This is a genomic window from Methylobacterium ajmalii (assembly GCF_036448855.1).
Classification (GTDB): domain Bacteria; phylum Pseudomonadota; class Alphaproteobacteria; order Rhizobiales; family Beijerinckiaceae; genus Methylobacterium; species Methylobacterium ajmalii.
On the sequence record NZ_JAZFXT010000055.1, the window covers coordinates 17,861 to 39,179 of the forward strand.

A 21,319-nucleotide genomic window follows, 5' to 3' on the forward strand; every position below is an offset into this window, starting at 1 on the left:
GCCGTTACCGCTCCTCCGCCTTGACCCACTTGATCACCCGCGGCGGCTCGTAGGCGCGGATCCGCGCCACGAGGTCGGCGGGCTCGGTGCCGACGATCAGCATCGCCCGGTGCGGCTCGCGCACGAAGCCCTCCTCAACCACGGAGTCGAGGAAGCCCAGCAGCCCGTCGTAGAAGCCGCCGGCATTGAACACCGCGAGCGGCTTCCTGTGATAGCCGAGCTGGGCCCAGGTCCAGACCTCGAACATCTCCTCGAAGGTGCCCAGTCCCCCGGGCAGCGCCACGAAGCCCTCGGCGAGGTCGGCCATCATCGCCTTGCGCTCGTGCATCGAGGCGACGACGCGCAGATCGGTCAGGCCGCGATGCGCGGTCTCCTTCTCGACCAGGGCCCGGGGCATGATGCCGGTCACCCGGCCGCCGGCCGAGAGTGCGCCGTCGGCCACCGCCCCCATCAGCCCGACCTTGCCGCCGCCATAGACCAGCTCGATCCCGGCCTCGGCGAAGTGGCGCCCGAGCGCGGTCGCCGCCTCGCGGTAGAGCGGGCGGGCCCCGTCGCTGGAGCCGCAGAACACGCAGAGACGCATGGTGGTTCTTCCTGTCGATCGAAAACCGGGATCGGCTTGAACGTCATCCCATCCACGGCCTCATCCTGAGGTGTCGGTCGATCGAAGATCGATCGACCTCGAAGGAAGGCTCCAGGGATCGCCGAGACTCCTGGAGCCCTCCTTCGAGGTCCGCCGACGCGGCCACCTCAGGATGAGGTTGCGGGAGGGAGCGACCGCCTCTCAGCCCGCCAGCGCCTGCAGCTCGCGCACGATGGCGTCGCCCATCTCGGTCGTGCCGACCGCGTTGGTGCCCGGCCCGGCGATGTCGCGGGTGCGGGTGCCGGCGGCGAGCGTGCGGGTGATCGCGCCCTCGAGCTGGTCGGCGGCCTCGAGCAGGCCGAAGGAGTAGCGCAGAGCCATCGCCAGCGAGCCGATCATGGCGATCGGGTTGGCGAGGTTCTGGCCGGCGATGTCGGGGGCCGAGCCGTGGACCGGCTCGTAGAGGGCGCGGCGCGTGCCGTTCTCGACCGCGCCGAGCGAGGCGGAGGGCAGCATGCCGAGCGAACCGGTCAGCATCGCGGCCACGTCCGACAGGATGTCGCCGAACAGGTTGTCGGTGACGAGCACGTCGTACTGCTTGGGGTTGCGCACGAGCTGCATGGCGCAGTTGTCGGCCAGCACGTGCTCCAGCCCGACGTCGGAATACTGCTCGGCATGGAGCTTGGTGACGGTCTCCTTCCAGAGCACGCCGGTCTTCATCACGTTGTGCTTCTCGGCCGAGGCGACCTTGTTGCGGCGCTTGCGGGCGAGGTCGAAGGCGACCGCGGCGATGCGCTCGATCTCGCCGGTGGTGTAGACCTGGGTGTCGACCGCGCGCTTCTGGCCGTCCTCCAGGGTCACGATCTCCTTCGGCTCGCCGAAATAGACGCCGCCGGTGAGCTCGCGCACGATGACGATGTCGAGGCCCTCGACCAGCTCGCGCTTGAGGGCGGACGCCTCGGCGAGCGCCGGGTAGCAGATCGCCGGGCGCAGGTTGGCGAACAGGCCCAGGTCCTTGCGCAGGCGAAGCAGGCCCGCCTCGGGGCGCTTGGCGTAGGACACGCCGGCCCATTTCGGCCCGCCGACGGCGCCGAACAGCACCGCGTCGGCGGCCTTGGCCCGGTCCATCGCGGCTTCCGACAGCGGCACGCCGTGGGCGTCGATGGCAGCACCGCCGACGAGGTCGGTCTCGGTCTCGAACTGCGCGATGCCGGCGCGGGTGAACCAGGCCAGGACCTTGGAGACTTCCTGCGCCACCTCGGGGCCGATGCCGTCGCCGGGCAGGAGCAGGATCTTGTGCGTGGCCATGGCGTGGATCTTTCAAACCGGGAAGAGAGGGGAGGGCGGGAGGCGGTCCCCCCGCGGGAATCGAGGGATTTTAAGACTTGCGGGCGACGGTGAAGCGGGCGGCCTCGCACAACGTCGCGGCGGCCTCGCCCCAGGGCTTGAGCGCGGTCTCGCACTCGCCCACCAGGCGCTCGCACTCGGCACGCGCCCCGTCGAGGCCGAGGCGGTCGACGAGGGTGGCCTTGCCGGCATCCTTGTCCTTGCCGGTGCGCTTGCCCATCGCCTCGGAGGAAGCCTCGCGGTCGAGGATGTCGTCGGCGACCTGGAAGGCCTGGCCGAGCGCGCGACCGTAAGCGAGGAGCGCGCGGCGCTCCTCGGGCGAGGCGCCGCCGACGAGCGCCCCGGCATCGACCGAGAAGGCCAGGATCGCGCCGGTCTTCATCGCCTGGAGCTGGAGCGTCGCGTCGACGTCGAGGTTGGCCGGGCCGAAGCGCCCCTCCGCCCCGAGATCGAGGAGCTGGCCGCCGACCATGCCGCCGAGGCCCGAGGCGCGAGCGAGGCCCAGCACCAGCTCGGAGCGGATCAGCGGGTCGGCCTGCCAGGCCGGATCGGCGACGATCTCGAAGGCCAGCGTCTGGAGCGCGTCGCCGACCAGGATCGCGGTCGCCTCGTCGTACTTCTTGTGCACGGTCGGCTGGCCGCGGCGCAGGTCGTCGTCGTCCATCGCCGGCAGGTCGTCGTGGACGAGGGAGTAGCAATGGACCAGCTCGACGCCGGCGCCCGCCGCCATCGCGCCCTCGAACGGGCCGCCGAGCATCCGGGCGGTCTCGATCGCGAGGAACGGACGCAGGCGCTTGCCGCCGTTGAGCACGGCGTGGCGCATCGCCTCCATCAGCCGGGGCGGCCGGGCGATCTCGCCCGCCTGCACGCCGTCGCCGAGGCGCTCGGCGAGGAAGCCTTCGGTGCTCTTGGCCACGGCGGCGAGCCGCGCCGTGAAATCGCCTGCCTGCGGGTATCCTGTGGTGCCGGCCATCGTATTTTCCTGGGGACGGCCCGGCGTCGTGTGCTGCGGGGCCCGCGTTGACGTCATGGTGTCCTCGTATCGACGGGCACGCCGAGAGGAGGGTCGGATTCAGGAGCCGCGCGTCACGGCGGACCGCGACGGGGCTGGCCGGGACGGGAACGTCCTGCGGCCGCTGCGCCGCCTGGAGCCGAGCCACGCGCCGGTCGCCGGCAGCGCGACGCGGGCCCGCGGGCGGCGGGTGCTGCGCGCCGTGCTCCTCGTGCCCGTCATGGCGGTCGTCCTCGTCCTGGTCCTGGCGCTCGTCTATCGCGCGCTGACCCCGCCCTCAACCCTGATGCTCGGCCGCTGGGTCACGCTCCAGCCGGTGAGCCGCATCGCGGTGCCGCTGGAGGCGATCGCCCCGGCGCTGGTCCAGGGCGTCGTCGCCTCCGAGGACCAGCGCCTGTGCCTGCACGGCGGCGTCGATTGGGACGCGCTGTGGAGCGTCGTCGACGACGAGGACGGCCCGAGCCGCGGCGCCTCCACGGTGACGATGCAGACGGTGAAGAACGTCTTCCTGTGGCCGGGACGCTCCTACCTGCGAAAAGCTCTCGAGATCCCGCTGGCGCTGATGGTCGACTTGGTCTGGGGCAAGCGCCGGACGATGGAGATCTACCTCAACGTCGCCGAGTGGGGCGAGGGGATCTTCGGGGCCGAGGCCGCCGCCCGGCACTGGTTCGGCAAGTCGGCCCGCGACCTCACCCGGGGCGAGGCGGCGATGCTGGTCGCAACCCTGCCCAACCCCATCCTGCGCAACCCGCGCCGCCCGACCCGGGGCTTGCGGGCGATCGCGAACCGGATCCAGGGGCGGACGAGCGGGATCGGGGGCCTGAGCCAGTGCGTGCGGCCGTGACGTCCCGTGCCGGAGGCATCTGTCCGCGGCGTCCGCCTTGGGACGTCGCGATCATTTCGAGGCGGGAGAGAGCGATGGCGGGCCGCGGAGTTCGTGCGATCCGGGCCGCCGGCATCGGGGTCGTCGCGTTCCTGGCGGCGTCGCTCCCCGTGCCGGCCCGGGCCAACGACAGCGCCGCCGCCCTCGACGCCGGCGGCCTCGTGCTGGTGCGCGACCCGGACATCGCGCTCGCCAGCGAGGACCTGCGCATCGGCCTCGACCGCATCACGGTCGACTACGTCTTCCGCAACCGGGCCTCCGCGCCCAAGACCGTGCGGGTCGCCTTCCCGCTGCCGGCCATCGACGGGGCGCAGCTCGCGATGAGCGCGCTCGACCTGCCCCATGCCGACCGGGCGAACTTCGTCGGCTTCACGGTGACGGTCGACGGCGCGCCGGTGACGCCGCTCCTGGAGGAGCGGGCCCATCTCGGCACGAGCGAGGTGACCGGTTTGCTCGCCCGCCACGGCCTGCCGCTCAACCCGCTGCGGCGCGCGGACCTGGCGGCGGCGCTCGCGCGCCTGTCGCCGGCGGTGCTCGGGGAGCTGGAGAAGGCCGGCCTGCTCTCGGAGGCCAAGGCCGATGCGGAGTGCCTGTGGCGCAGCGAGGCGAAGTTCCACTGGGAGCAGACCTTCCCGGCCGGCCGCGAGCTGCACGTCTCCCACGCCTACGTCCCCGTCACGGGCAACCACCTGCTCTCGCGCGAGGAGGCGGCCACCCCCGCCTACCGCGCCCGCTACTGCCTCGACGAGGCCGGCCTCGCCGGGGTGCGGCGCCTGATCGCCGCCTCGCCGATGAAGGAGCAGGGCCTGACCCGGGCGATCGAGGTGCCCTACATCGTGACGACGGCGCGCAACTGGGCCGGGCGCATCGGCCGCTTCACCCTGACGGTGGACAAGGGCAGCCCGGCCGCGCTCGTCAGCTTCTGCCGCACCGGCGTGCGCAAGACGGGACCGACCACCTTCGTGTGGGAGGCGACGGATTACGCGCCGGATTCCGACCTGCGGATCCTCATCGTCTCGAACGACGACGGAGCCCTCGGCATCCGCTGAGCCGGCCCATCGCCCCGCGGTTCACGCGACTTTCCCTCGCGGCCGCCCGGAACGGGGCTGGCGCGGCGGCCTTTCCCCCCGTAACACGGCCCCGCCCGCCCGAGCGGCGCGGCCCTTGAAAAGGGAAGCACGATGTTCACTCTCGAGATCGACGGCACGGCCGTCGCCATCATCCGGTCGAACGAGGAGCGGGCCCGGGAGCTTCTCGAGGTCGAGGGTTTCCAGGACGACCTGCGCACCATGAAGAGCGATGGCCGCCCGCTGTGGACGGGCAAGGTCGAGTCGCTGAAGCTGCGCCCCGCGACCGAGGACGAGGTCGAGACCTTCGAGGACTCGATGGACGACGAGGATTTCGAGGACGAGGACGAGCCCAAGGCCGCCAATGACAGCCAGGGCGAGACCGACGACGAGGACGAGGAGGACGACGTCGACATCCTGTTCCTCGTCGACATCGACGACGAGGACGAGGCGTAAGACGCCCCGCGGCCGGCGTCCCGCCGGTCGCATCTTTCCTGTCCGAGGCCCGCTCCGTCGCCGGAGCGGGCCTTTTTTCGCTTACGCGCCCAGCTTGCGCTTGCGCTGGCCGAGCGTGCGCAGGCGCAGCGCGTTGAGCTTGATGAAGCCCGCCGCGTCGCGGTGGTCGTAGGCGACCGCGCCCTCCTCGAAGGTGACGAGGTCCTGGTCGTAGAGCGAGTTCGGGCTCTCGCGGCCGATGACGTGGACGCCGCCCTTGTAGAGCTTCAGCCGCACCGTGCCGGTGACCATCTCCTGGCTCTTGTCGATCAGCGCCTGGAGCATCTCGCGCTCCGGCGAGAACCAGAAGCCGTTGTAGATCAGCTCGGCGTAGCGCGGCATCAGCTCGTCCTTGAGGTGGGCCGCGCCGCGGTCGAGGGTGATCGACTCGATCGCCCGGTGGGCCGGCAGCAGGATGGTGCCGCCGGGGGTCTCGTACATGCCGCGGCTCTTCATGCCGACGAAGCGGTTCTCGACGAGGTCGAGGCGGCCGATGCCGTTGGCCCGGCCGAGCTCGTTGAGCTTGGCGAGCAGGGTCGCGGGCGACAGCGTCTCGCCGTCGATCGAGACCGCGTCGCCGCGCTCGAAGCCGATGGTGATGACGGTCGGCGTGTCGGGCGCCTCCTCGGGCGACAGGGTGCGCGAGTAAACGTAGTCCGGCACGTCCTGCGCCGGATCCTCCAGCACCTTGCCCTCGGAGGAGGCGTGCAGGAGGTTGGCGTCGACCGAGAACGGCGCCTCGCCGCGCTTGTCCTTGGCGATCGGGATCTGGTGCTGCTCGGCAAACGCGATCAGCGATTCGCGGGAGCGGAAATCCCACTCGCGCCAGGGGGCGATCACCGTCACGTCGGGCTTCAGCGCGTAGTAGCCGAGCTCGAACCGGACCTGGTCGTTGCCCTTGCCGGTGGCGCCGTGGGACACGGCATCCGCCCCGACGCGCTCGGCGATCTCGATCTGCTTCTTGGCGATCAGGGGCCGGGCGATCGAGGTGCCGAGCAGATAGATGCCCTCGTACTGGGCATTGGCCCGGAACATCGGGAAGACGTAGTCGCGGACGAATTCCTCGCGCAGGTCCTCGATGAAGATGTTCTCGGGCTTGATGCCGAGCAGTTCCGCCTTCTTGCGGGCCGGCTCCAGCTCCTCGCCCTGGCCGAGATCGGCGGTGAACGTCACCACCTCGCAGCCATAGGTGGTCTGGAGCCACTTGAGGATGATCGAGGTGTCGAGGCCGCCCGAGTAGGCGAGCACGACCTTCTTCACGCGCTTCTGGGGCTGGTCGGACATGCGGGTCGGGCCTCGAGCAAAAAGGGAACTGAGTGAACGCGCCGGGGCTTAACAGCCTGGCCCGGCCGCGTGCAACCGCGTTGCCGAACTCCTCGCTCCGGCCCGTGGCGAAGCGACGCCCGGACCGGCGCTTGTGGGCGGGGCGCGCGGACGCGAAGGTGCCGGCTTCAGCCACACGGAGGGGTGCGATGCCGCGCGGGCCCACGCTCGAATTCTGGTTCGAGTTCGCGTCGACCTATTCCTACCTCGCCGCCATGCGGATCGAGGCGCTCGCCGAGGCGGCCGGGGTCACCCTGCGCTGGCGCCCGTTCCTGCTCGGGCCGGTCTTCGCCGCGCAGGGCTGGGCCTCCTCGCCGTTCAACCTCTACCCGGCCAAGGGCCGCCACATGTGGCGCGACCTCGCCCGCGAGGCCGCCCGCCTCGGCCTGCCGCCGGTGGTGCGGCCCGAGAGCTTTCCCCAGAACAGCCTGGCGGCGACCCGGGTCGCGGTCCACGGCGCCGAGGAGCCGTGGATCGGGACCTACGTCCGGGCGGTCTACGACGCCGAGTTCGCCCGCGGCCAGTCGATCGCCGAGCCCGCCGCGGTCTCGAACCTCCTCAACGGCCTCGACCTCGACGGGCCGGCGCTGATCCGCGCCTCGACCCAGGAGCCGGTGAAGAGCCGCCTGCGCTCGATCGGCGAGGAAGCGAAGTCCCGCGGCCTGTTCGGCGCCCCGACCTTCCTCACCGAGGACGGCGAACTGTTCTGGGGCAACGACCGGCTGGAGCAGGCGCTCGCCTGGGCGATGGGCGAGCGGTCGGCGGGGATGCGCTGAGCCTCTACTCCTTCTCGAGGATCGACACCGTGCCGTCGCGTTCGACGACCGCGACCGCGACCTTGTCGAGGTCGTCGAGCTTCTCCTGGCGGGCGGCGGTGCGGATGTCGGCCTGCTGCATGCGCAGGCGGCGCATCGCGGTCTCGTTCCAGCGGCCGTCGCGGAACACCACGATCGGGGTGCCGTCGACGATGCGCTCGAACCAGACGAAGCGCAGCTTCAGCCACGACACCGCGACGTGCATCAGCCCGACGGTGAAGAGCGCGCTCATCGCGCCGACGAACGAGCGGTCGTCGCCCAGCACGGCGCTGACCGAGAGGCCGCCGAACAGGAAGAGCACCACCATGTCGATCGGCGCCTGCTGGCTCGCGGTGCGGCGCCCGATCAGCCGGATCACGAACAGCACGATGATGTAGGCCGCCGCGGCCTTGAGGACGGTATTCATCGCTAGAGCATTTTCCGACGAAGTGGAAACCGGTTCGTCGCAGAAAATGCGACAAAACAATGACTTAGAGAGCTTCGCGATTGCAGCGCGATCGTGAAGCGCTTTAGGGCACCGCGAATTGCGACCAGGACAGGGTCTCGCCCTCGTCGAGGCGAGCGGTGAGATCGACGGCGCCGCGGAAGCTCGGCGAGCCGGTGAAGCGGATCACCGCGTGCGTCTCGCCCTTGATCACCGGGAAGACGAGGCGGATGTTGCCCCCCGCCACCTGCCAGGTCTGGGGCCGCGGCGTGATGCTCTCGAGCCCGAACAGGTCGACGAGTTCCTTGGCGATCGTCACCGCGACCTGGTCGCCGCCGGGCGGCACCCGGGTGTCGAGCCGCACGATCGTCGGCGCCCCGAACCGGGCCACCGGCTCGTAGTGGATCACGATCGACCCGTCGCGGTTGGAGCGGGTGTGCTCGCTGAGGGGGCCGCGCCCGAGGAGGCCGAGGGCGCAGACGACCACGAACGCCAGCATCAGCCAGCGTCCGGCGAGCTCGGCCCGGCGCCAGCGATCCTCGAAGGCGGGATAGAAGCCGGCCGCGATCTCCTCGCGCATCGGCGGATCGTCATGGATGACCTTCACCGGGACCCCTCTCGTCGCGGGCGCCCCGTCGGCAGCGTCTCGCCGGGTCGCAGGCGACCGACATAGTGTCCCCGCGTCATCCGGCCATCATCGGGCGCGGGGCGGCTGGCCCCGCGCCCGGGCCGGGCCTACAATCGAACGCTGCGTCAACCGGCCCCGCGACGATGCCAGGCACCCCCCGCCCTTCCCCCGCCGAGCCGGCCGGGCGCCTCGTCGTGCTCGACCGGATGCGCGGGTTCGTGGTCGGCCTCGTCGTGCTGCACCACGCGGTGCTGGCCTACTGCACCTTCGGCCATGTCGACCGGATCCACTACGCCCTGTCGACCGCGCCGATCGTCGATTCCGCGCGCTGGATCGGGTTCGATCGCCTCGTCATGCTGAACGACGGCTTCTTCATGCCGCTGCTGTTCGGGCTCTCGGGCCTGTTCGTCCGGGACGGCCTCGCGCGGCACGGCGCGAAGGTCTACCTGCGGGCCCGGCTCGTGCGCCTCGGCCTGCCGTTCTGCGCGGCCGTCCTCACGCTGATGCCGCTCGCCTACTACCCCTCCTTCCTCCAGGCCGGCGGCGCACCGGGTTTTTCGGAGTTCTGGCTCGCGACGGTCACGACCGGGCCGTGGCCGAGCGGGCCGCCCTGGTTCATCGGCGTGCTGCTGCTGTTCGATGCCGCTGCCGCCCTGGCCTTCGCCCGTGCCTCGCGCGGCCCGGCCCCCGTGCCCCGATCGCCGGGCCCGGGCCGGTGCTTCGCGGCCCTCGTCGCCGTAACCGCCGTCGCCTTCCTGCCCCTCCTCCTCGCATTCGGTCCATTCCGCTGGTTCGCGATCGGGCCCCTCGCCGTCCAGGGCAGCCGGATCGGCCTCTACGCCGCCTACTTCGCTGCCGGCGCCTGGCTCGGACGGGGCGGCGGGGCGGCGGTCGCCGGGTTCGGGCGGGCGCTCGCCGGCCGCTGCGGGCTCTGGGTTGCGCTCGCGGTCGCGGCCGGTGCGGCCTTCCTCGCGGCGCCCTCTCTCGGCCGGGCCCTGCACCTGCCGGCTCCGGCGGCGCTGGCGCTCGTCGGCGCGGTGCAGGTGGTCTTCTGCGCGGCCGCCTGCTTCGCCATGCCGGCCGTCTGTCTGCGCCTCGCCGGGGGCCGGCGCCCGGTCCTCGACAGCCTCGCGGCGAACGGCTTCGCGATCTACCTGCTGCATTATCCCGTGGTGACCTAGATGCAGGACGGCCTGCTCGGCCTGAAGGCCGGTGCCGTCGCGAAGGGACTCTCGGTGTTCGCGGTCGCGCTCGCGGGCAGCTGGACCTGCACCGCGGTCCTGCGGCGGATTCCTCTCGTCGGACGGAGGCTCTGAATGGTCGCGACGCTCCCTCCCGCGGCGGTCCTGCCCTGGAGCGCGCTCCTCGACGGCTCCGCCGACCGGGCCGATGCGGGCCTCGTCACCGTCACCGGGTGGCCGGTCACGGCGACGGAGGCGGCCGAGGCGCGCTACTGCCTGCTGGTGCCGGAGCCCGCCTGCTGCGGCGGCTGCCTGCCGGGCAATCCGGCCGCCTGCATCGAGATCGTCGCCGACGCGCCCGTCCCGCTCGACGGCCGGGCGGTGACCCTGCGCGGCCTCTTCCGCCGCCTGCACGACGACCCGTGCGGCTGGCGCTACCGGCTCGAGGCCGCCGTGGTCGTGCCCGGCGGCGCGTCGCACCGCCAACGCGTCTCCCGTCATGGCCTGTCCCGCCGCGGCCTCGTGGCGGCGGCCTCGCTCCTCTGCCTGCCGGTCGCGGCCGCCGCGCAGGAGGTCGTGCCGGTCCCCGAGGCCGTGACCGAGGCCCGGCGCGCATCCGCCGGAACCTTCCTGGCCGCACGCCCGACGATCGACTGCCACAGCCATGCCGGCCGCGTGCTGCGGGTGCGGGAGGCGGAGGGGCACGCGCCCTTCACGCCGCTGGCGGGGCCGATGCGGGCCGGCGGCCTCGCGGTCGCCTGCCTGGCGATCGTGTCGGATTCGCCGACCCACCGGGTGACGCCGGAAGGCCGCATCCGCGCCTTCCGCGAGCCCGAGCCCGGCGAGCTGCGATCCTACGCCGAGCGCGGCTTTGCCCGCCTGCACGCCCTGGTGCGCGAGCAGGGCCTGCGCCTGGTGCGCACCGCGACCGACCTCGCGGCGGCGCGGGCCGCCGACCCGGCGGTCCTCGTCGCGGCGGAAGGGGCGGATTTCCTGGAGGGCGATCTCGGCCCCCTCGAGGACGCGTACCGGCGGGCGGCCCTGCGCCACCTCCAGCTCACGCATTACCGGGTGAACGCCCTCGGCGACATCCAGACCGAGCCGCCGGTCCATGGCGGCCTGACGGCGTTTGGCGCCGCGGTGATCCGGCGCTGCGAGGCCCTCGGCATCGTCGTCGACGTGGCGCACGGGACCGAGGCGCTGGTGCGCCGCGCGGCCGAGGTGGCGACGAAGCCCCTCGTCCTCTCGCACACCTCGCTCACGACGCGGCCGCGGCCCTGGACCCGCCGCATCACCCCCGCCCATGCCCGGATCGTCGCGGCGACCGGCGGCGTCATCGGCCTGTGGCCGCCCGCGGGCCTGTTTCCCGACCTCGCGGCCCTGGCCGAGGGCATCGCCCGGATGGCGGATGGCGGATGTGGTCGGGGCGGACCATGTCGGGCTCGGCACCGACATGATGGGCCTCGTCGGCCCGAGCGCCCTGCCGGATTACGCGGCCCTGCCCGACCTCGCCGCCCACCTCCTCGCCCGGTTCACCCCGGACGAGACCGCCGGTATCCTCGGCGGCAACTACCTGCGGGTGGCCCGGGCGTGCCTGGCGGCGTGAGGCGCGCCGGGGCCGCCCGCAGGGAGTTGCCGCGGCGGGCAAACCCGCTACGATGGTTTTCGGGTCGGCAGTCACCCAGGCGTCACCGCCCCGCGGAGGGGAGCTAAACCTGCCCGTTGTCCTTCGGCATGCCCTCGTTCCCGTGCCGCGTCGCAAGCCGGTGACCCTCGACACCTGATCCCAGGTCGGCATCCGGAGACGAACCGTGCCGAGAGACCCGATCCCCTTCGCGACCCGCGACGTGTCGGCGCTGGCCAAATCCCTGCGCGCCCAATGGGCGTTGCGGGCGAGCCCGCCGAGCCACGTCGAGATGCTGAACATGCTGGCCCGGGCCGCCGGCCACCGCAACTTCCAGCACTTCCGCGCCCGGGGCGACCAGCGGCCGCCGGGCCCGCCGGAGCCTGCCGCCGAGGCCGATCCCTCGGCGGTCCTGCGCGCCGCCCGCCACTTCGATCCCGAGGGGCGGCTGCGGAGCTGGCCGGCGCACCGGTCGATCCAGGACCTGTGCCTGTGGGCGGTCTGGGCCCGGATCCCGGCCGGGTGCCGCTTCGACGAGCGCGAGGTCAGCGCGCGCCTCACCGCGCTGCACCTCTTCGGCGATCCGGCGATCCTCCGGCGCACGATGTGCCATATCGGTCTGATGACGCGCACGCCCGACGGGCGCGAGTATCGCCGCATCGAGCGGTCGCCCTCGCCCGAGGGGGCCGCGCTGATTCGCCGGCTGCGTGCGCCGGCGCACTGATCCCGCTCGTGTGAACCCGGCATTCCGCCGGTACCGGACGCGATCCCGGAGCCGCAACAGCAGGCTTCGGGATCGCGGGCGGCGTGTCCGGCGTCGTCGCCCGTTACCGCCCGCAGGCCGGCGTGCCGTAGCCCGCATAGACTACCCGCACATTGCGGCAGGCGGGGGCCGGCGCCTCGGCGGCGGCGGGCTTGGCCGCCTCGACGGCGGCCGTCGGCTCGGCCTTCGGGGCGTCCGCGCCCGCCCGCACCACCAGCGGGGTCGCGACCAGGGAGAGCAGTGCGGCGGCGGCGACCAAGGTCAGGCGGTGGGTCACGGACAGTCTCCCCTAGTCTTGCACCGCGCCCGGCGGCATAGTGTTCGGATCTGTACTGTCAACGAGCTTGACCGTTTTTCGGTTCCAGCCCCGCTTCGGGTTCGTGCGGGGGCGCACGCGCGCTTGACTCGGGCGCCGCCGGTTCCCAAGGGTCGCGGCACGATCCGACCCCGCCCGAGCCGCAAGCCCCCGCCCATGACCGCCACCGACGCCGACCTCCAGCCGACCCGCTCGTTCCAGGGCCTGATCCTGACGCTCCAGCGGTTCTGGGCCGCGCAGGGCTGCGTGATCCTCCAGCCCTACGACATGGAGGTGGGCGCCGGCACGTTCCATCCGGCCACCACCCTGCGGGCGCTGGGGCCCAAGCCCTGGAAGGCGGCCTACGTCCAGCCCTCGCGCCGGCCGAAGGACGGGCGCTACGGCGAGAACCCGAACCGGCTCCAGCACTATTACCAGTTCCAGGTCATCCTGAAGCCGAACCCGCCGAACCTCCAGGAGCTGTACCTCGCGTCGCTCAAGGCGATCGGCGTCGATCTCGCGCTCCACGACATCCGCTTCGTCGAGGACGACTGGGAAAGCCCGACGCTCGGCGCCTGGGGCTTGGGCTGGGAATGCTGGTGCGACGGGATGGAGGTGAGTCAGTTCACCTACTTCCAGCAGGTCGCCGGCTTCGAATGCTCACCGGTCGCCGGCGAGCTGACCTACGGCCTCGAGCGCCTGGCGATGTACGTCCAGGGTGTCGAGAACGTCTACGACCTCAACTTCAACGGCCGCGAGGGCGACGAGAAGGTCACGTACGGCGACGTCTTTCTGCAGGCCGAGCAGGAATACTCCCGCCACAACTTCGAGGCCGCCGACACCGAGATGCTCTTTCGGCAGTTCCGCGACGCGGAGGCTGCCTGCCGCGCATACCTCGAGGCCGGCGAGCCGGGGGCGGACAGCAACGATCCGCGTCACCGCATGGCGCAGCCGGCCTACGACCAGTGCATCAAGGCCAGCCACGTCTTCAACCTGCTCGACGCGCGCGGGGTGATCTCGGTCACCGAGCGGCAGAGCTACATCCTGCGGGTGCGCGAACTGGCAAAAGCCTGCGGCGAGGCCTGGCGGCGCACCGATGCGGGCGGGCTTGCCGGTGCGGGCGGCCTTGCGGGCGAAGCGCCCGCCGCCTGACATCCGCGCCGCCCGGCGCTACACACCCGCCAATTCCCTTCTCCCGATTCCGGGCCCTCCCGACGGAGTGCCTCGAGGCCGCCCGATGCCCGACCTGCTGCTCGAACTCTTTTCCGAGGAAATCCCCGCCCGCATGCAGCGGCGCGCGGCCGAGGACCTGCGCAAGCTCGTCACCGACGCGCTGGTCGAGCGCGGCTTCCTGTACGAGGGCGCCAAGGCCTTCGCGACGCCCCGCCGCCTCGCCCTCCACGTCGCCGGCCTGCCGGCCCGCGGCCAGGACGTGCGCGAGGAGCGCAAAGGGCCCCGCGTCGGCGCCCCCGAGGGGGCGGTCCAGGGCTTCCTGAAGAGCGCCGGCCTCGCCAGCCTCGACGAGGCCAAGGTCGTCTCCGACCCGAAGAAGGGCGAGTTCTACGTCGCGGTGATCGAGCGGCCCGGCCGCGAGACCATCGAAGTCCTGGCCGAGATCATCCCGGCGATCGTCAAGAGCTTCCCCTGGCCGAAATCGATGCGCTGGGGCGCGGCCTCGCGCGAGCCCGGCTCGCTCCGCTGGGTCCGCCCGCTGCACTCGATCGTCGCGAGCTTCGGTCCCGAGACCGAGACGCCCGAGCTGGTGCCCTTCGCCATCGACGGGGTCGAGGTGGGGTTCACCACCCGCGGCCACCGCTTCCTGGCGCCGCAGGCGATCGAGGTGCGCCGCTTCGCCGATTACCTGCCGGCCCTCGAGCGGGCCTTCGTGGTGCTCGACGCCGACCGGCGCAAGGACATCATCCTGCACGATGCCCGCGACCTCGCCTTCGCGCGCGGCCTCGACCTCGTCGAGGACGAGGGCCTGCTGGAGGAGGTGGCCGGCCTCGTCGAGTGGCCGGTGACCCTGATGGGCGCCTTCGACGAGCGCTTCCTCGCCATCCCCCCGGAGGTGATCCGCGCGACCATCCGGGCGAACCAGAAGTGCTTCGTGCTGCGGGGCGCCCCCGGCCCCGACGGGCGCGAGCGCCTAGCCAACGCCTTCATCCTGGTCTCGAACCTGGTGGCCTCCGACGGCGGCGCCGCGATCGTCGCCGGCAACGAACGGGTGGTGCGCGCGCGCCTCTCCGACGCGGCGTTCTTCTGGGAGACCGACCGCAAGACCCGGCTGGAAGACCGGCTGCCGAAGCTCGGCAACATCGTCTTCCACGAGAAGCTCGGCACCCAGGCCAAGCGCGTCGAGCGGATCGCGGCCCTCGCCCGGGCGCTGGCGCCGGTCGTCGGGGCCGACCCGGATCTCGCCGAGCGGGCGGCGCGGCTCGCCAAGGCCGACCTCGTCACCGAGATGGTCGGCGAGTTCCCCGAATTGCAGGGACTGATGGGCCGCTACTACGCGGCCGAGCAGGGCGAGGACCCGGCGGTCGCCGCGGCGATCGAGGACCATTACAAGCCGCTCGGGCCCAGCGACCGGGTGCCGTCCGAGCCGGTCTCGGTGGCGGTGGCGCTCGCCGACAAGCTCGACACGCTGGTGGGTTTCTGGGCGATCGACGAGAAGCCGACCGGCAGCAAGGACCCGTATGCTCTGCGCCGCGCGGCGCTCGGCGTGATCCGGCTCGTCCTCGCCAGCGAGGCGCGGCTCTCCCTGCGGGCGCAGATCGCCGCCGCGTCCGCCGGCCACGGGCGGGACGCGGGCGCCTTCGCGGACGACCTCCTCGCCTTCTTCGCCGACCGGCTGAAGGTCTACCTGCGCGACCAGGGCGCCCGCCACGACCTCATCGATGCCGTCTTCGCGCTGCCCGGGCAAGATGACCTCCTGATGGTGGTGCGCCGGGTCGAGGCGCTCGGCCGCTTCCTCGACACCGAGGACGGCAAGAACCTGCTCGCCGGCTCCCGTCGCGCCGCCAACATCCTGCGGATCGAGGAGAAGAAGGACGGCCGTGCCTACGACGCGGCGCCGGACCAGGGCCTCCTACGCCTGCCCGAGGAAGCGGCCCTGGCCGAGGCCCTGCGGACGGCCGGCGCCGAGGCGGGCAAGGCCGTGGTGGTGGAGGATTTCGAGGGGGCGATGCGGGCGCTCTCGACGCTCCGCGCGCCGGTCGACGCCTTCTTCGACAAGGTGACGGTGAACGCCGACGAGCCGGCCCTGCGCGCCAACCGGCTCGCGCTCCTCAACGCGCTCCGGGCGGCGACCCGGGAGGTCGCGGACTTCTCCCGCATCGGTGGCGAGGGCCGCTGAGAACCGCCCGCGGGCGCGGCGCCGTGAGAACGACGCCGTGAGCCAATCCGCGTCTCCCGCGTTTCCCCGGCGGGAGAGGGCGGCCGCCCCCCTTCTCCCTCGGTCTCCCGGGGGACCGGACGGATCGACACGGCGCGGCGAGGGACTTTGACTGCGATGCACCAGGACGCCATCCGACCGCACCGGGACAAGCCGGGAGTCTCGGCCCGCGGCATCGTGCTCACCCTGCTCGGAGTCGTGATCGGCACTGCCGGCTACTACGCCTCCTGGCGCTACCAGACCCCGCTCGGCACGATCGGCGGCATCGCCGGTCTGGCGCTCTGCGTGATCGGCACCAGCCACGGCCACGAGGGCGGGCATTAGAGCGGCAGACCGGCGCGCCTGCGGCACGATGCGCCGCGGGCGCAGTCGATCCGGCGGGAGGCGAGGGACGTTGGTCCGCACGATCCCGCCAAGCAGCGCCCAATGAACGCCAATTCCCCCGAGCACCGCGTCGGTCACGACGTCGATTCCGTCGATCAGGTCAGCAGCGTCACGCTGCTGGGCTTCGCCGTCGTCGGCGCGGCCCTGACGGTCGCCCTCAACGCGATGCTGATCTGACGCGACCACCCCGTGGGGGGCGGCGCGAGCGCCGTCCCACAAGGTCATTCCACTTCCCCGGCGATGCCCGAAGGCAGCCAGCCTAATCACCGCCGCCAGATGCCGATCCGGTTCGACCGGGCCTGCTCCTCGGCGGCGAGGAGGTCCGGGGTGGCGTCGGCGCTGGCGCGGCCGCCACCGTTGAACAGGATCAGCTCCGACAGGTCCTGGCCGTCGAGGGAGCAGCGATAGGCGCCGCCCTCGGCCGGCGAGCAGGCGACGTCGCGGCGGCGCAGGTAGCGGCCGAGCTCGCGGGCGTTGCGGCCCGACAGGCCCTCGACCCCGGTGAGCCGCACGGTGCGCCCGTCGAAATCGAGGGTGCCGGTATCGACCACCGCGGGCGAGCCCCGCAGCACCGCGCGGCCCGCGGGATCCTGTCCGCCCCGCGGGTCCGCATCGGGCTCGGCGACGCTCGCCGTCTGCGGCGCCGGTACGGGGTGGGCGGCCTCGGGCCTGCCGGCGGACGGGGCCTTGCCGGCCTTGGCCCGCGCGGCCAGGGCTTGGGTGACGAAGTCGTGCCAGATGAGCGCCGGCATGTCGCCGCCGGTGACGCCGGCCATCGGCGTGTTGTCGTCGTTGCCGAGCCAGACCCCGACGACGAGGTCGCCGGCAAAGCCGACGAACCAGGCGTCGCGGCTGTCCTGGGTGGTGCCGCTCTTGCCGCCGGCGGGCACCGAAACCCGGGCGTTCTTGCCCGTGCCCTCACGGATCACGGCGCTCAGCAGGTCGAGCATCCCGGTGCGGGCCGCCTGGTCGCGGGCCGGGGTCGGGGCGGTTTGCGGTCGCGTGTAGAGCGTCTGCTCGCGGGCGAGGATCTGGCGCACGCTGTAGGGCTCGACGGTCTCGGCGCCCGCTGCCACCGCCGCGTAGGCCCGGGTGATCTCGAGGAGGGTCGTCTCGGCCGAGCCGAGGGCGAGGCTCGGCAGGTTCGGCAGATCGGAGGTGATGCCGAGGCTGCGTGCCGTCTCGATCACCGCCGGGATCCCGACCGCCTCGGCGAGCTGCACCGCCACGGTGTTGATCGAGTGGGCGAAGGCGCTGCGCAGCGAGACGGCGCCGCGGTAGCGCCCGCCGTAATTCTCCGGCTCCCACTCGCCGATCTGGGTCGGGCGATCGACCATCGTCGAGTCCGGCCGATAGCCCTGCTGCAGGGCGGTGAGGTAGACGAAGAGCTTGAACAGCGAGCCCGGCTGGCGCTTGGCCTGGGTGACGCGGTTGAACTGGCTGTCGGCGTAGTCGCGCCCGCCGACCATGGCGAGGATCGCCCCGTCGGGGGCCATCGCGACCAGCGCGCCCTGCGAGACCTTGCGGCGCTCGCCGTCCTGGTCGAGGCGGCGCGCGATCACGCTCTCGGCGATGTTCTGGAGCGTCAGGTCGAGGGTGGTGCGCACCGTGGCGTCCGCCGGCCCGGTGCCGATCAGGCCGCGCACCGAATCGGCGACATTGTCGACGAAGTAGTTGGTGCCGACCGGCGTCTCCGTCGGCACACGCACGGTGGCGGGCGCGCGCTTGGCCGCCTCGGCCTCCGCGGCCGTGATCGCCCCGGTCTCCACCATCGCGTCGAGCACCTGGGCGGCGCGGCCCCGCGCCCCGTCGAGGTTGCGGTGCGGGGCGAGCTGCGAGGGCGCGCGCACGAGGCCCGCCAGCATGGCGGCCTCGCTGAGCGTCAGCTCCTTGGCCGGCTTGCCGAAATAGCGCTGCGCCGCCGCGTCCGCGCCGTAGACGCCGGCGCCGAAATAGGCGGCGTTGAGGTAGCGGGTGAGGATCTCGTCCTTCGGCAGCTGCGATTCGAGCCACAGCGACAGCACCGCCTCCTGCACCTTCCGCTTCAGGGTGCGGTCCTGCGACAGGTAGCTCATGCGTACGAGCTGCTGGGTCAGGGTCGAACCGCCCTCGCGGGTGCCGCCGGCGGCGGCGTTGCGGAAGGCGGCGCGCACGAGCCCCCGCAGGTCGACGCCGTGATGCGCGTAGAAGCGGCGGTCCTCGATCGCCACGATCGCCTTGGCGAGGACCGGCGGCACCTCCTTGGGTGCGAGCTTGGCTCCCTTGATGACGCCGCGGGTGGCGAAGGCCTGCCCGTCGGCGGCGCGCACCACCAGGGCCGAGGCCGTGGGCTCGATGGTGAGCCCGCCATTCACCGGCAGGGTCGTGAGCGCGTAGAGCGTGTAGGCGAGGACGAGGCCGAGCCCGAGGGCGGCGGTGGCGGCAGCGACCCGCAGCCAGGGCACGCGCCGGGCGAAGGCGGCGGCCGGCCGCCATGCCGCGGCGGTGGCGGCGGCCGCGCGGCGGGTGGCGGGATGTCCGGCGAGGCGGGTGGCGCCCGCCCGCGCCCGAGCGAACCCCGTGCGCGCGGCCGGCCCGATCCGGGCCCCGATTCCGGCGGCGGCGCGGGAGACCCCCGCGAACCGACCCGTGGCGGGAGCTCCCTGGGTGGTGGCTCCCTCGGGAGCTCTCCCGGTGGATTCCCGGGACGCGCCCTCGGGGGCGCCCGACGGGTCGGCCGCCGGCCGGGCCGGGCCGCCGAGATCGAGCCAGTCGCGGGGGCGTCCCTCGGGACCGGGTTCGGGCGGCCGCTCGCTCAAGGCTCAGCGTCCGTCGCGGCGGGGTTCGATCCAGCGCACCGGGCGGGCGGCTGGGCGGCTGAAATGCAGCCGGCCGACATGCCGGCGCGAGACGTGCCGATGGCGGCGGTAATGGGCCCGGGCGTAATGGCGGCGATGGTGCCAGTGGCGCCGGTGATGCCAGTGACGGCGGTAGTGGCGGCGGTGATGCCAATGGCGGCGATGCCAGTGCCGACGGTGCCAGTGCCGGTGGCGCCGCCAGCGCACCGTCTCGACCGTGGAGGGCTGGTCGAGGGCGGTGGTCACGGCGGCGCTCGGCATCAGCGGCGAGGCGCCGGCGAGACCGCCGAAACCGGCGAGCAGGAAGAGGGCCAGCAGCAGGGAACGTAGGCGCATTGGGGCTCCGGGGCGGGAGGGCCAGGGGGCGGGCGGCTCGACAGGCGGGACGGCAGCGTACGGGCCGCTGCCACATCAGAACTGGAACTCAACGCCAAGCTCTGCCGTTCCGTTCCGCGGCAGGGTCCATTCCGGGGGTACGGTCCGCCCCGGGGCAGGGCCTGCCCGGTTCCCGGCGTCCGGCGGGCTCCTGCCCGGCAAGCCTGGCCGGAGCCGGGCGGCGCGTTAGGTGTTGTCCAGGTGGTGTCCCGTCGCGCGGGCGGTGCGCGGGACGGGTTCGAGGAGAGGTCAGCCATGCGGCCGGGCGTGAAGCGGCTCTATCTGTGGTCGGCGGCGGCGGCGTTGCTCGCCGGCGGCATCAGCGCGGCGGAGGCCGGCTGCCTCCAGCGCGTCGTCAACCGTTCGCCCTACTTCGCGGTGGCGAGCCGCAACGGCGGCCCGAGCGTCGGCATCCCGCCGCACTCCTCGCGGGCGATCCGCATGCTCGCCCCGGGCCGGGTCGACATCGCGGCCCATTGCGCCGCACGCGGCCCGCGCGGGCGCCTCGTCCCGGTCGGCCCCCCGGTGGCGCAGGACAGCTACACGTTCACGGCCGTCCTCGACCGCTGCTACTACGATCTCGGCCTGATGGGCTTCGGCCAGGGCGGCACCGAGCCGTTCGTGCTCAATACCCCCCAGCAGGGCGACCTGACGGTCGGCCCGTTCGCCTCGGCCTGCCCGCCGCGCTGACGCGCGAGATCGGGGTTGCGCGGCCCGAGTGAACTGGCTAAGAAGCCCCCGTCGGCGCCGAACGCGAGCGCCGGCCGGCATTCCCCGATAGCTCAGTTGGTAGAGCAGGCGACTGTTAATCGCCTTGTCGTAGGTTCGAGTCCTACTCGGGGAGCCACCTTTTCTTCCAAAAAATTCGGCGGTTTCCTGCGGTGACGCTTCTGCGGCCCCGATGCCGTCACGCATCCGCGCCCAGGCTCTCCCGCCGGAACGCCGCCGGGCTCACGCCCGCCCGCGCCGCGAAGAACCGCGAGAAATACGCCGGATCGTTGAAGCCGAGGTCGAAGGCGATCTTCGAGACCGGCAGCGTCGTGTAGATCAGGCTGCGCTTGGCCTCGAGCATCAGCCGGTCGTGCAGGATGCCCTGCGGTGCGCGGCGCACCGCCTCGGTGCAGGCGGCGTGGAGCCGGTCGGGGCTCACCCCGAGCGCGGCGGCGAACCGGGCGATCGGCCAGTTCTCGCGCAGGTGCGCCTCGACGAGGCGCCGGAAGCGGCGGTGCAGGTCGGCCCGCGCCAGCGCCGCCGGTTCGGTGATCGCCCGGGTGGCGCGGGTGCGCAGGACCCCGACGACGAGGAGCTTGACCAGGGCCGCCACCGCGCTCGCCGCCCCCGGCAGGGCGCCGGCGGCCTCGCGGGCGAGCGTCTGCACGAGGCCCGCGAGGTCGAGGTCGATCTCTTCCGGCGAGCCGGGCCGGCCGCTGAACGTCGCCTCGGCCGTGGCGCGCAGGCGGGCCGCGTCCGGGTCGGGATCGAGCACGGCGGCGAGGAAGTCGTCGGCGAGCGACAGCACCACCCCGTCGGTGCCGGGCCGGAACGAGAAGGCGTGGACGACGCCGGACGGCACCCAGACCAGCCAGGGCGCGCAGAAGTCCTCGCGGCTCGCATCCAGCGACACCGCGCCGTGGCCCTTCGTGATCACCAGTCCCTGCGCCAGGGCGCCGTGGCGGTGGGGCGCGATCTCCCAATCGTGCAGGGCCGCGCTGGTACCGATCCGCTCGGCATGGACGAAGCCCGGGACCGTGGCCCCGGCAACCTCGCCGTAGAGTCGAAAGACCGGGATCGGCCGTTCCAGCCGCCTCTGCATCGCCGTGTCCTCCCGGCCCGAGGCTACGGGACGGCGCCGGATCCGTCCAAGAAATTCCGGCGCCCGTCCATGGCCGAGC

At 72.8% G+C, this 21,319-nt stretch carries 23 protein-coding genes, 1 tRNA gene and 1 pseudogene; 15 read left to right on the top strand and 10 right to left on the bottom strand.

Translation table 11 applies throughout. The features are described from left to right. Nucleotides 1-4 precede the first annotated feature (4 nt). The 3 genes from V3T34_RS22605 to V3T34_RS22615 all read right to left on the bottom strand — a co-directional run bounded on the left by V3T34_RS22605 (nt 5) and on the right by V3T34_RS22615 (nt 2,903). Nucleotides 5-583: an LOG family protein gene (locus V3T34_RS22605; protein ID WP_305078736.1), complete on the bottom strand. Its 579-nt coding sequence runs from the start codon at nt 581-583 to the stop codon at nt 5-7. Nucleotides 584-784: 201 nt separating this feature from the next. Further along, a complete protein-coding gene (leuB, locus tag V3T34_RS22610) occupies nt 785-1,891 on the bottom strand; it encodes a 3-isopropylmalate dehydrogenase (RefSeq protein ID WP_060846771.1) in 1,107 nt (368 codons plus the stop codon). A gap of 70 nt (nt 1,892-1,961) precedes the next feature. Further along, a complete protein-coding gene (locus V3T34_RS22615; RefSeq protein ID WP_048429210.1) occupies nt 1,962-2,903 on the bottom strand; it encodes a polyprenyl synthetase family protein in 942 nt (313 codons plus the stop codon). Between the two features lie 259 nt (nt 2,904-3,162). On the opposite strand from V3T34_RS22615, the gene V3T34_RS22620 reads away from it, so the two are divergent. The 3 genes from V3T34_RS22620 (at nt 3,163) to V3T34_RS22630 (ending at nt 5,348) form a co-directional block, all read left to right on the top strand. Next, nucleotides 3,163-3,786, top strand: a complete 624-nt coding sequence (locus V3T34_RS22620; RefSeq protein WP_305078760.1) for a biosynthetic peptidoglycan transglycosylase — start codon at nt 3,163-3,165, stop codon at nt 3,784-3,786. 74 nt (nt 3,787-3,860) lie between these two features. Further along, nucleotides 3,861-4,874, top strand: a complete 1,014-nt coding sequence (locus V3T34_RS22625; RefSeq protein ID WP_305078737.1) for a DUF4424 family protein — start codon at nt 3,861-3,863, stop codon at nt 4,872-4,874. 132 nt (nt 4,875-5,006) lie between these two features. Then, the gene (locus V3T34_RS22630; protein WP_060846769.1) at nt 5,007-5,348 is read left to right on the top strand and encodes a hypothetical protein; all 342 of its coding nucleotides are present in this window, start codon (nt 5,007-5,009) and stop codon (nt 5,346-5,348) included. 81 nt (nt 5,349-5,429) lie between these two features. Here the strand turns inward: V3T34_RS22630 and V3T34_RS22635 are convergent, their stop codons facing one another. Further along, nucleotides 5,430-6,671, bottom strand: coding sequence for an argininosuccinate synthase (locus tag V3T34_RS22635; RefSeq protein WP_305078738.1), 1,242 nt, complete (start codon nt 6,669-6,671; stop codon nt 5,430-5,432). A 188-nt stretch (nt 6,672-6,859) separates the two neighbouring features. On the opposite strand from V3T34_RS22635, the gene V3T34_RS22640 reads away from it, so the two are divergent. After that, nucleotides 6,860-7,486, top strand: coding sequence for a 2-hydroxychromene-2-carboxylate isomerase (locus tag V3T34_RS22640; protein ID WP_305078739.1), 627 nt, complete (start codon nt 6,860-6,862; stop codon nt 7,484-7,486). Nucleotides 7,487-7,490: 4 nt separating this feature from the next. On the opposite strand, the gene V3T34_RS22645 is transcribed toward V3T34_RS22640, so the two are convergent. Both V3T34_RS22645 and V3T34_RS22650 read right to left on the bottom strand, forming a co-directional pair. Beyond that, nucleotides 7,491-7,931 carry a DUF421 domain-containing protein gene (locus V3T34_RS22645; protein WP_060846764.1) on the bottom strand — a complete coding sequence of 147 codons (441 nt, stop codon included), beginning with the start codon at nt 7,929-7,931 and terminating at the stop codon, nt 7,491-7,493. Nucleotides 7,932-8,034: 103 nt separating this feature from the next. After that, entirely contained in the window at nt 8,035-8,556 is a 522-nt protein-coding gene (locus tag V3T34_RS22650) for a hypothetical protein (protein WP_060846763.1), read from the bottom strand. A gap of 164 nt (nt 8,557-8,720) precedes the next feature. On the opposite strand from V3T34_RS22650, the gene V3T34_RS22655 reads away from it, so the two are divergent. The 5 genes and pseudogenes from V3T34_RS22655 (at nt 8,721) to V3T34_RS22675 (ending at nt 12,106) form a co-directional block, all read left to right on the top strand. Further along, nucleotides 8,721-9,758 (top strand): acyltransferase family protein, encoded by a 1,038-nt coding sequence (locus tag V3T34_RS22655; RefSeq protein ID WP_305078740.1) that lies wholly within the window; start codon nt 8,721-8,723, stop codon nt 9,756-9,758. Continuing rightward, nucleotides 9,759-9,893 (top strand): hypothetical protein, encoded by a 135-nt coding sequence (locus V3T34_RS22660; protein ID WP_305078741.1) that lies wholly within the window; start codon nt 9,759-9,761, stop codon nt 9,891-9,893. It begins immediately after the preceding gene. A 597-nt stretch (nt 9,894-10,490) separates the two neighbouring features. Beyond that, nucleotides 10,491-11,042, top strand: a pseudogene (locus V3T34_RS22665) (membrane dipeptidase); the annotation flags it as partial. A gap of 172 nt (nt 11,043-11,214) precedes the next feature. Further along, nucleotides 11,215-11,364: a hypothetical protein gene (locus V3T34_RS22670; RefSeq protein ID WP_305078761.1), complete on the top strand. Its 150-nt coding sequence runs from the start codon at nt 11,215-11,217 to the stop codon at nt 11,362-11,364. A 205-nt stretch (nt 11,365-11,569) separates the two neighbouring features. Further along, nucleotides 11,570-12,106: a DUF2087 domain-containing protein gene (locus tag V3T34_RS22675; RefSeq protein ID WP_305078742.1), complete on the top strand. Its 537-nt coding sequence runs from the start codon at nt 11,570-11,572 to the stop codon at nt 12,104-12,106. A 103-nt stretch (nt 12,107-12,209) separates the two neighbouring features. Here the strand turns inward: V3T34_RS22675 and V3T34_RS22680 are convergent, their stop codons facing one another. Next, nucleotides 12,210-12,422 carry a hypothetical protein gene (locus tag V3T34_RS22680; RefSeq protein ID WP_060846760.1) on the bottom strand — a complete coding sequence of 71 codons (213 nt, stop codon included), beginning with the start codon at nt 12,420-12,422 and terminating at the stop codon, nt 12,210-12,212. Nucleotides 12,423-12,617: 195 nt separating this feature from the next. Between V3T34_RS22680 and V3T34_RS22685 the strand changes: the two genes are divergently transcribed. From V3T34_RS22685 to V3T34_RS22700, 4 genes are all read left to right on the top strand, one after another. Further along, nucleotides 12,618-13,592 carry a glycine--tRNA ligase subunit alpha gene (locus V3T34_RS22685; RefSeq protein WP_305078743.1) on the top strand — a complete coding sequence of 325 codons (975 nt, stop codon included), beginning with the start codon at nt 12,618-12,620 and terminating at the stop codon, nt 13,590-13,592. Between the two features lie 85 nt (nt 13,593-13,677). Then, nucleotides 13,678-15,792 (top strand): glycine--tRNA ligase subunit beta, encoded by a 2,115-nt coding sequence (glyS, locus tag V3T34_RS22690; protein WP_305078744.1) that lies wholly within the window; start codon nt 13,678-13,680, stop codon nt 15,790-15,792. Nucleotides 15,793-15,948: 156 nt separating this feature from the next. Further along, nucleotides 15,949-16,155, top strand: a complete 207-nt coding sequence (locus V3T34_RS22695; RefSeq protein ID WP_060846757.1) for a hypothetical protein — start codon at nt 15,949-15,951, stop codon at nt 16,153-16,155. Between the two features lie 102 nt (nt 16,156-16,257). Beyond that, a complete protein-coding gene (locus V3T34_RS22700; protein WP_268926681.1) occupies nt 16,258-16,392 on the top strand; it encodes a hypothetical protein in 135 nt (44 codons plus the stop codon). Nucleotides 16,393-16,478: 86 nt separating this feature from the next. On the opposite strand, the gene V3T34_RS22705 is transcribed toward V3T34_RS22700, so the two are convergent. Both V3T34_RS22705 and V3T34_RS22710 read right to left on the bottom strand, forming a co-directional pair. Next, complete coding sequence (locus V3T34_RS22705) at nt 16,479-19,013, bottom strand: PBP1A family penicillin-binding protein (protein ID WP_305078745.1); 2,535 nt, start codon at nt 19,011-19,013, stop codon at nt 16,479-16,481. Between the two features lie 3 nt (nt 19,014-19,016). Then, complete coding sequence (locus V3T34_RS22710; RefSeq protein ID WP_288584258.1) at nt 19,017-19,388, bottom strand: hypothetical protein; 372 nt, start codon at nt 19,386-19,388, stop codon at nt 19,017-19,019. Nucleotides 19,389-19,682: 294 nt separating this feature from the next. Between V3T34_RS22710 and V3T34_RS22715 the strand changes: the two genes are divergently transcribed. Both V3T34_RS22715 and V3T34_RS22720 read left to right on the top strand, forming a co-directional pair. Next, nucleotides 19,683-20,117, top strand: coding sequence for a hypothetical protein (locus tag V3T34_RS22715; RefSeq protein WP_305078746.1), 435 nt, complete (start codon nt 19,683-19,685; stop codon nt 20,115-20,117). An 81-nt stretch (nt 20,118-20,198) separates the two neighbouring features. Continuing rightward, nucleotides 20,199-20,274 (top strand) — tRNA-Asn (locus V3T34_RS22720). 60 nt (nt 20,275-20,334) lie between these two features. On the opposite strand, the gene V3T34_RS22725 is transcribed toward V3T34_RS22720, so the two are convergent. Further along, nucleotides 20,335-21,240 carry a helix-turn-helix domain-containing protein gene (locus tag V3T34_RS22725; RefSeq protein ID WP_305078747.1) on the bottom strand — a complete coding sequence of 302 codons (906 nt, stop codon included), beginning with the start codon at nt 21,238-21,240 and terminating at the stop codon, nt 20,335-20,337. Between the last annotated feature and the right edge of the window lie 79 nt (nt 21,241-21,319).

Coding starts and splice junctions, on each gene's coding strand:
- V3T34_RS22655 (WP_305078740.1), top strand. CDS start 8,721: ATGCCAGGCACCCCCCGCCCTTCCCCCGCCGAGCCGGCCGGGCGCCTC.
- V3T34_RS22630 (WP_060846769.1), top strand. CDS start 5,007: ATGTTCACTCTCGAGATCGACGGCACGGCCGTCGCCATCATCCGGTCG.
- V3T34_RS22620 (WP_305078760.1), top strand. CDS start 3,163: ATGGCGGTCGTCCTCGTCCTGGTCCTGGCGCTCGTCTATCGCGCGCTG.
- glyS (WP_305078744.1), top strand. CDS start 13,678: ATGCCCGACCTGCTGCTCGAACTCTTTTCCGAGGAAATCCCCGCCCGC.
- V3T34_RS22635 (WP_305078738.1), bottom strand. CDS start 6,671: ATGTCCGACCAGCCCCAGAAGCGCGTGAAGAAGGTCGTGCTCGCCTAC.
- V3T34_RS22615 (WP_048429210.1), bottom strand. CDS start 2,903: ATGGCCGGCACCACAGGATACCCGCAGGCAGGCGATTTCACGGCGCGG.
- V3T34_RS22685 (WP_305078743.1), top strand. CDS start 12,618: ATGACCGCCACCGACGCCGACCTCCAGCCGACCCGCTCGTTCCAGGGC.
- V3T34_RS22640 (WP_305078739.1), top strand. CDS start 6,860: ATGCCGCGCGGGCCCACGCTCGAATTCTGGTTCGAGTTCGCGTCGACC.
- V3T34_RS22700 (WP_268926681.1), top strand. CDS start 16,258: ATGAACGCCAATTCCCCCGAGCACCGCGTCGGTCACGACGTCGATTCC.
- leuB (WP_060846771.1), bottom strand. CDS start 1,891: ATGGCCACGCACAAGATCCTGCTCCTGCCCGGCGACGGCATCGGCCCC.
- V3T34_RS22710 (WP_288584258.1), bottom strand. CDS start 19,388: ATGCGCCTACGTTCCCTGCTGCTGGCCCTCTTCCTGCTCGCCGGTTTC.
- V3T34_RS22725 (WP_305078747.1), bottom strand. CDS start 21,240: ATGCAGAGGCGGCTGGAACGGCCGATCCCGGTCTTTCGACTCTACGGC.
- V3T34_RS22715 (WP_305078746.1), top strand. CDS start 19,683: ATGCGGCCGGGCGTGAAGCGGCTCTATCTGTGGTCGGCGGCGGCGGCG.
- V3T34_RS22625 (WP_305078737.1), top strand. CDS start 3,861: ATGGCGGGCCGCGGAGTTCGTGCGATCCGGGCCGCCGGCATCGGGGTC.
- V3T34_RS22645 (WP_060846764.1), bottom strand. CDS start 7,931: ATGAATACCGTCCTCAAGGCCGCGGCGGCCTACATCATCGTGCTGTTC.
- V3T34_RS22695 (WP_060846757.1), top strand. CDS start 15,949: ATGCACCAGGACGCCATCCGACCGCACCGGGACAAGCCGGGAGTCTCG.
- V3T34_RS22670 (WP_305078761.1), top strand. CDS start 11,215: ATGGGCCTCGTCGGCCCGAGCGCCCTGCCGGATTACGCGGCCCTGCCC.
- V3T34_RS22605 (WP_305078736.1), bottom strand. CDS start 583: ATGCGTCTCTGCGTGTTCTGCGGCTCCAGCGACGGGGCCCGCCCGCTC.
- V3T34_RS22660 (WP_305078741.1), top strand. CDS start 9,759: ATGCAGGACGGCCTGCTCGGCCTGAAGGCCGGTGCCGTCGCGAAGGGA.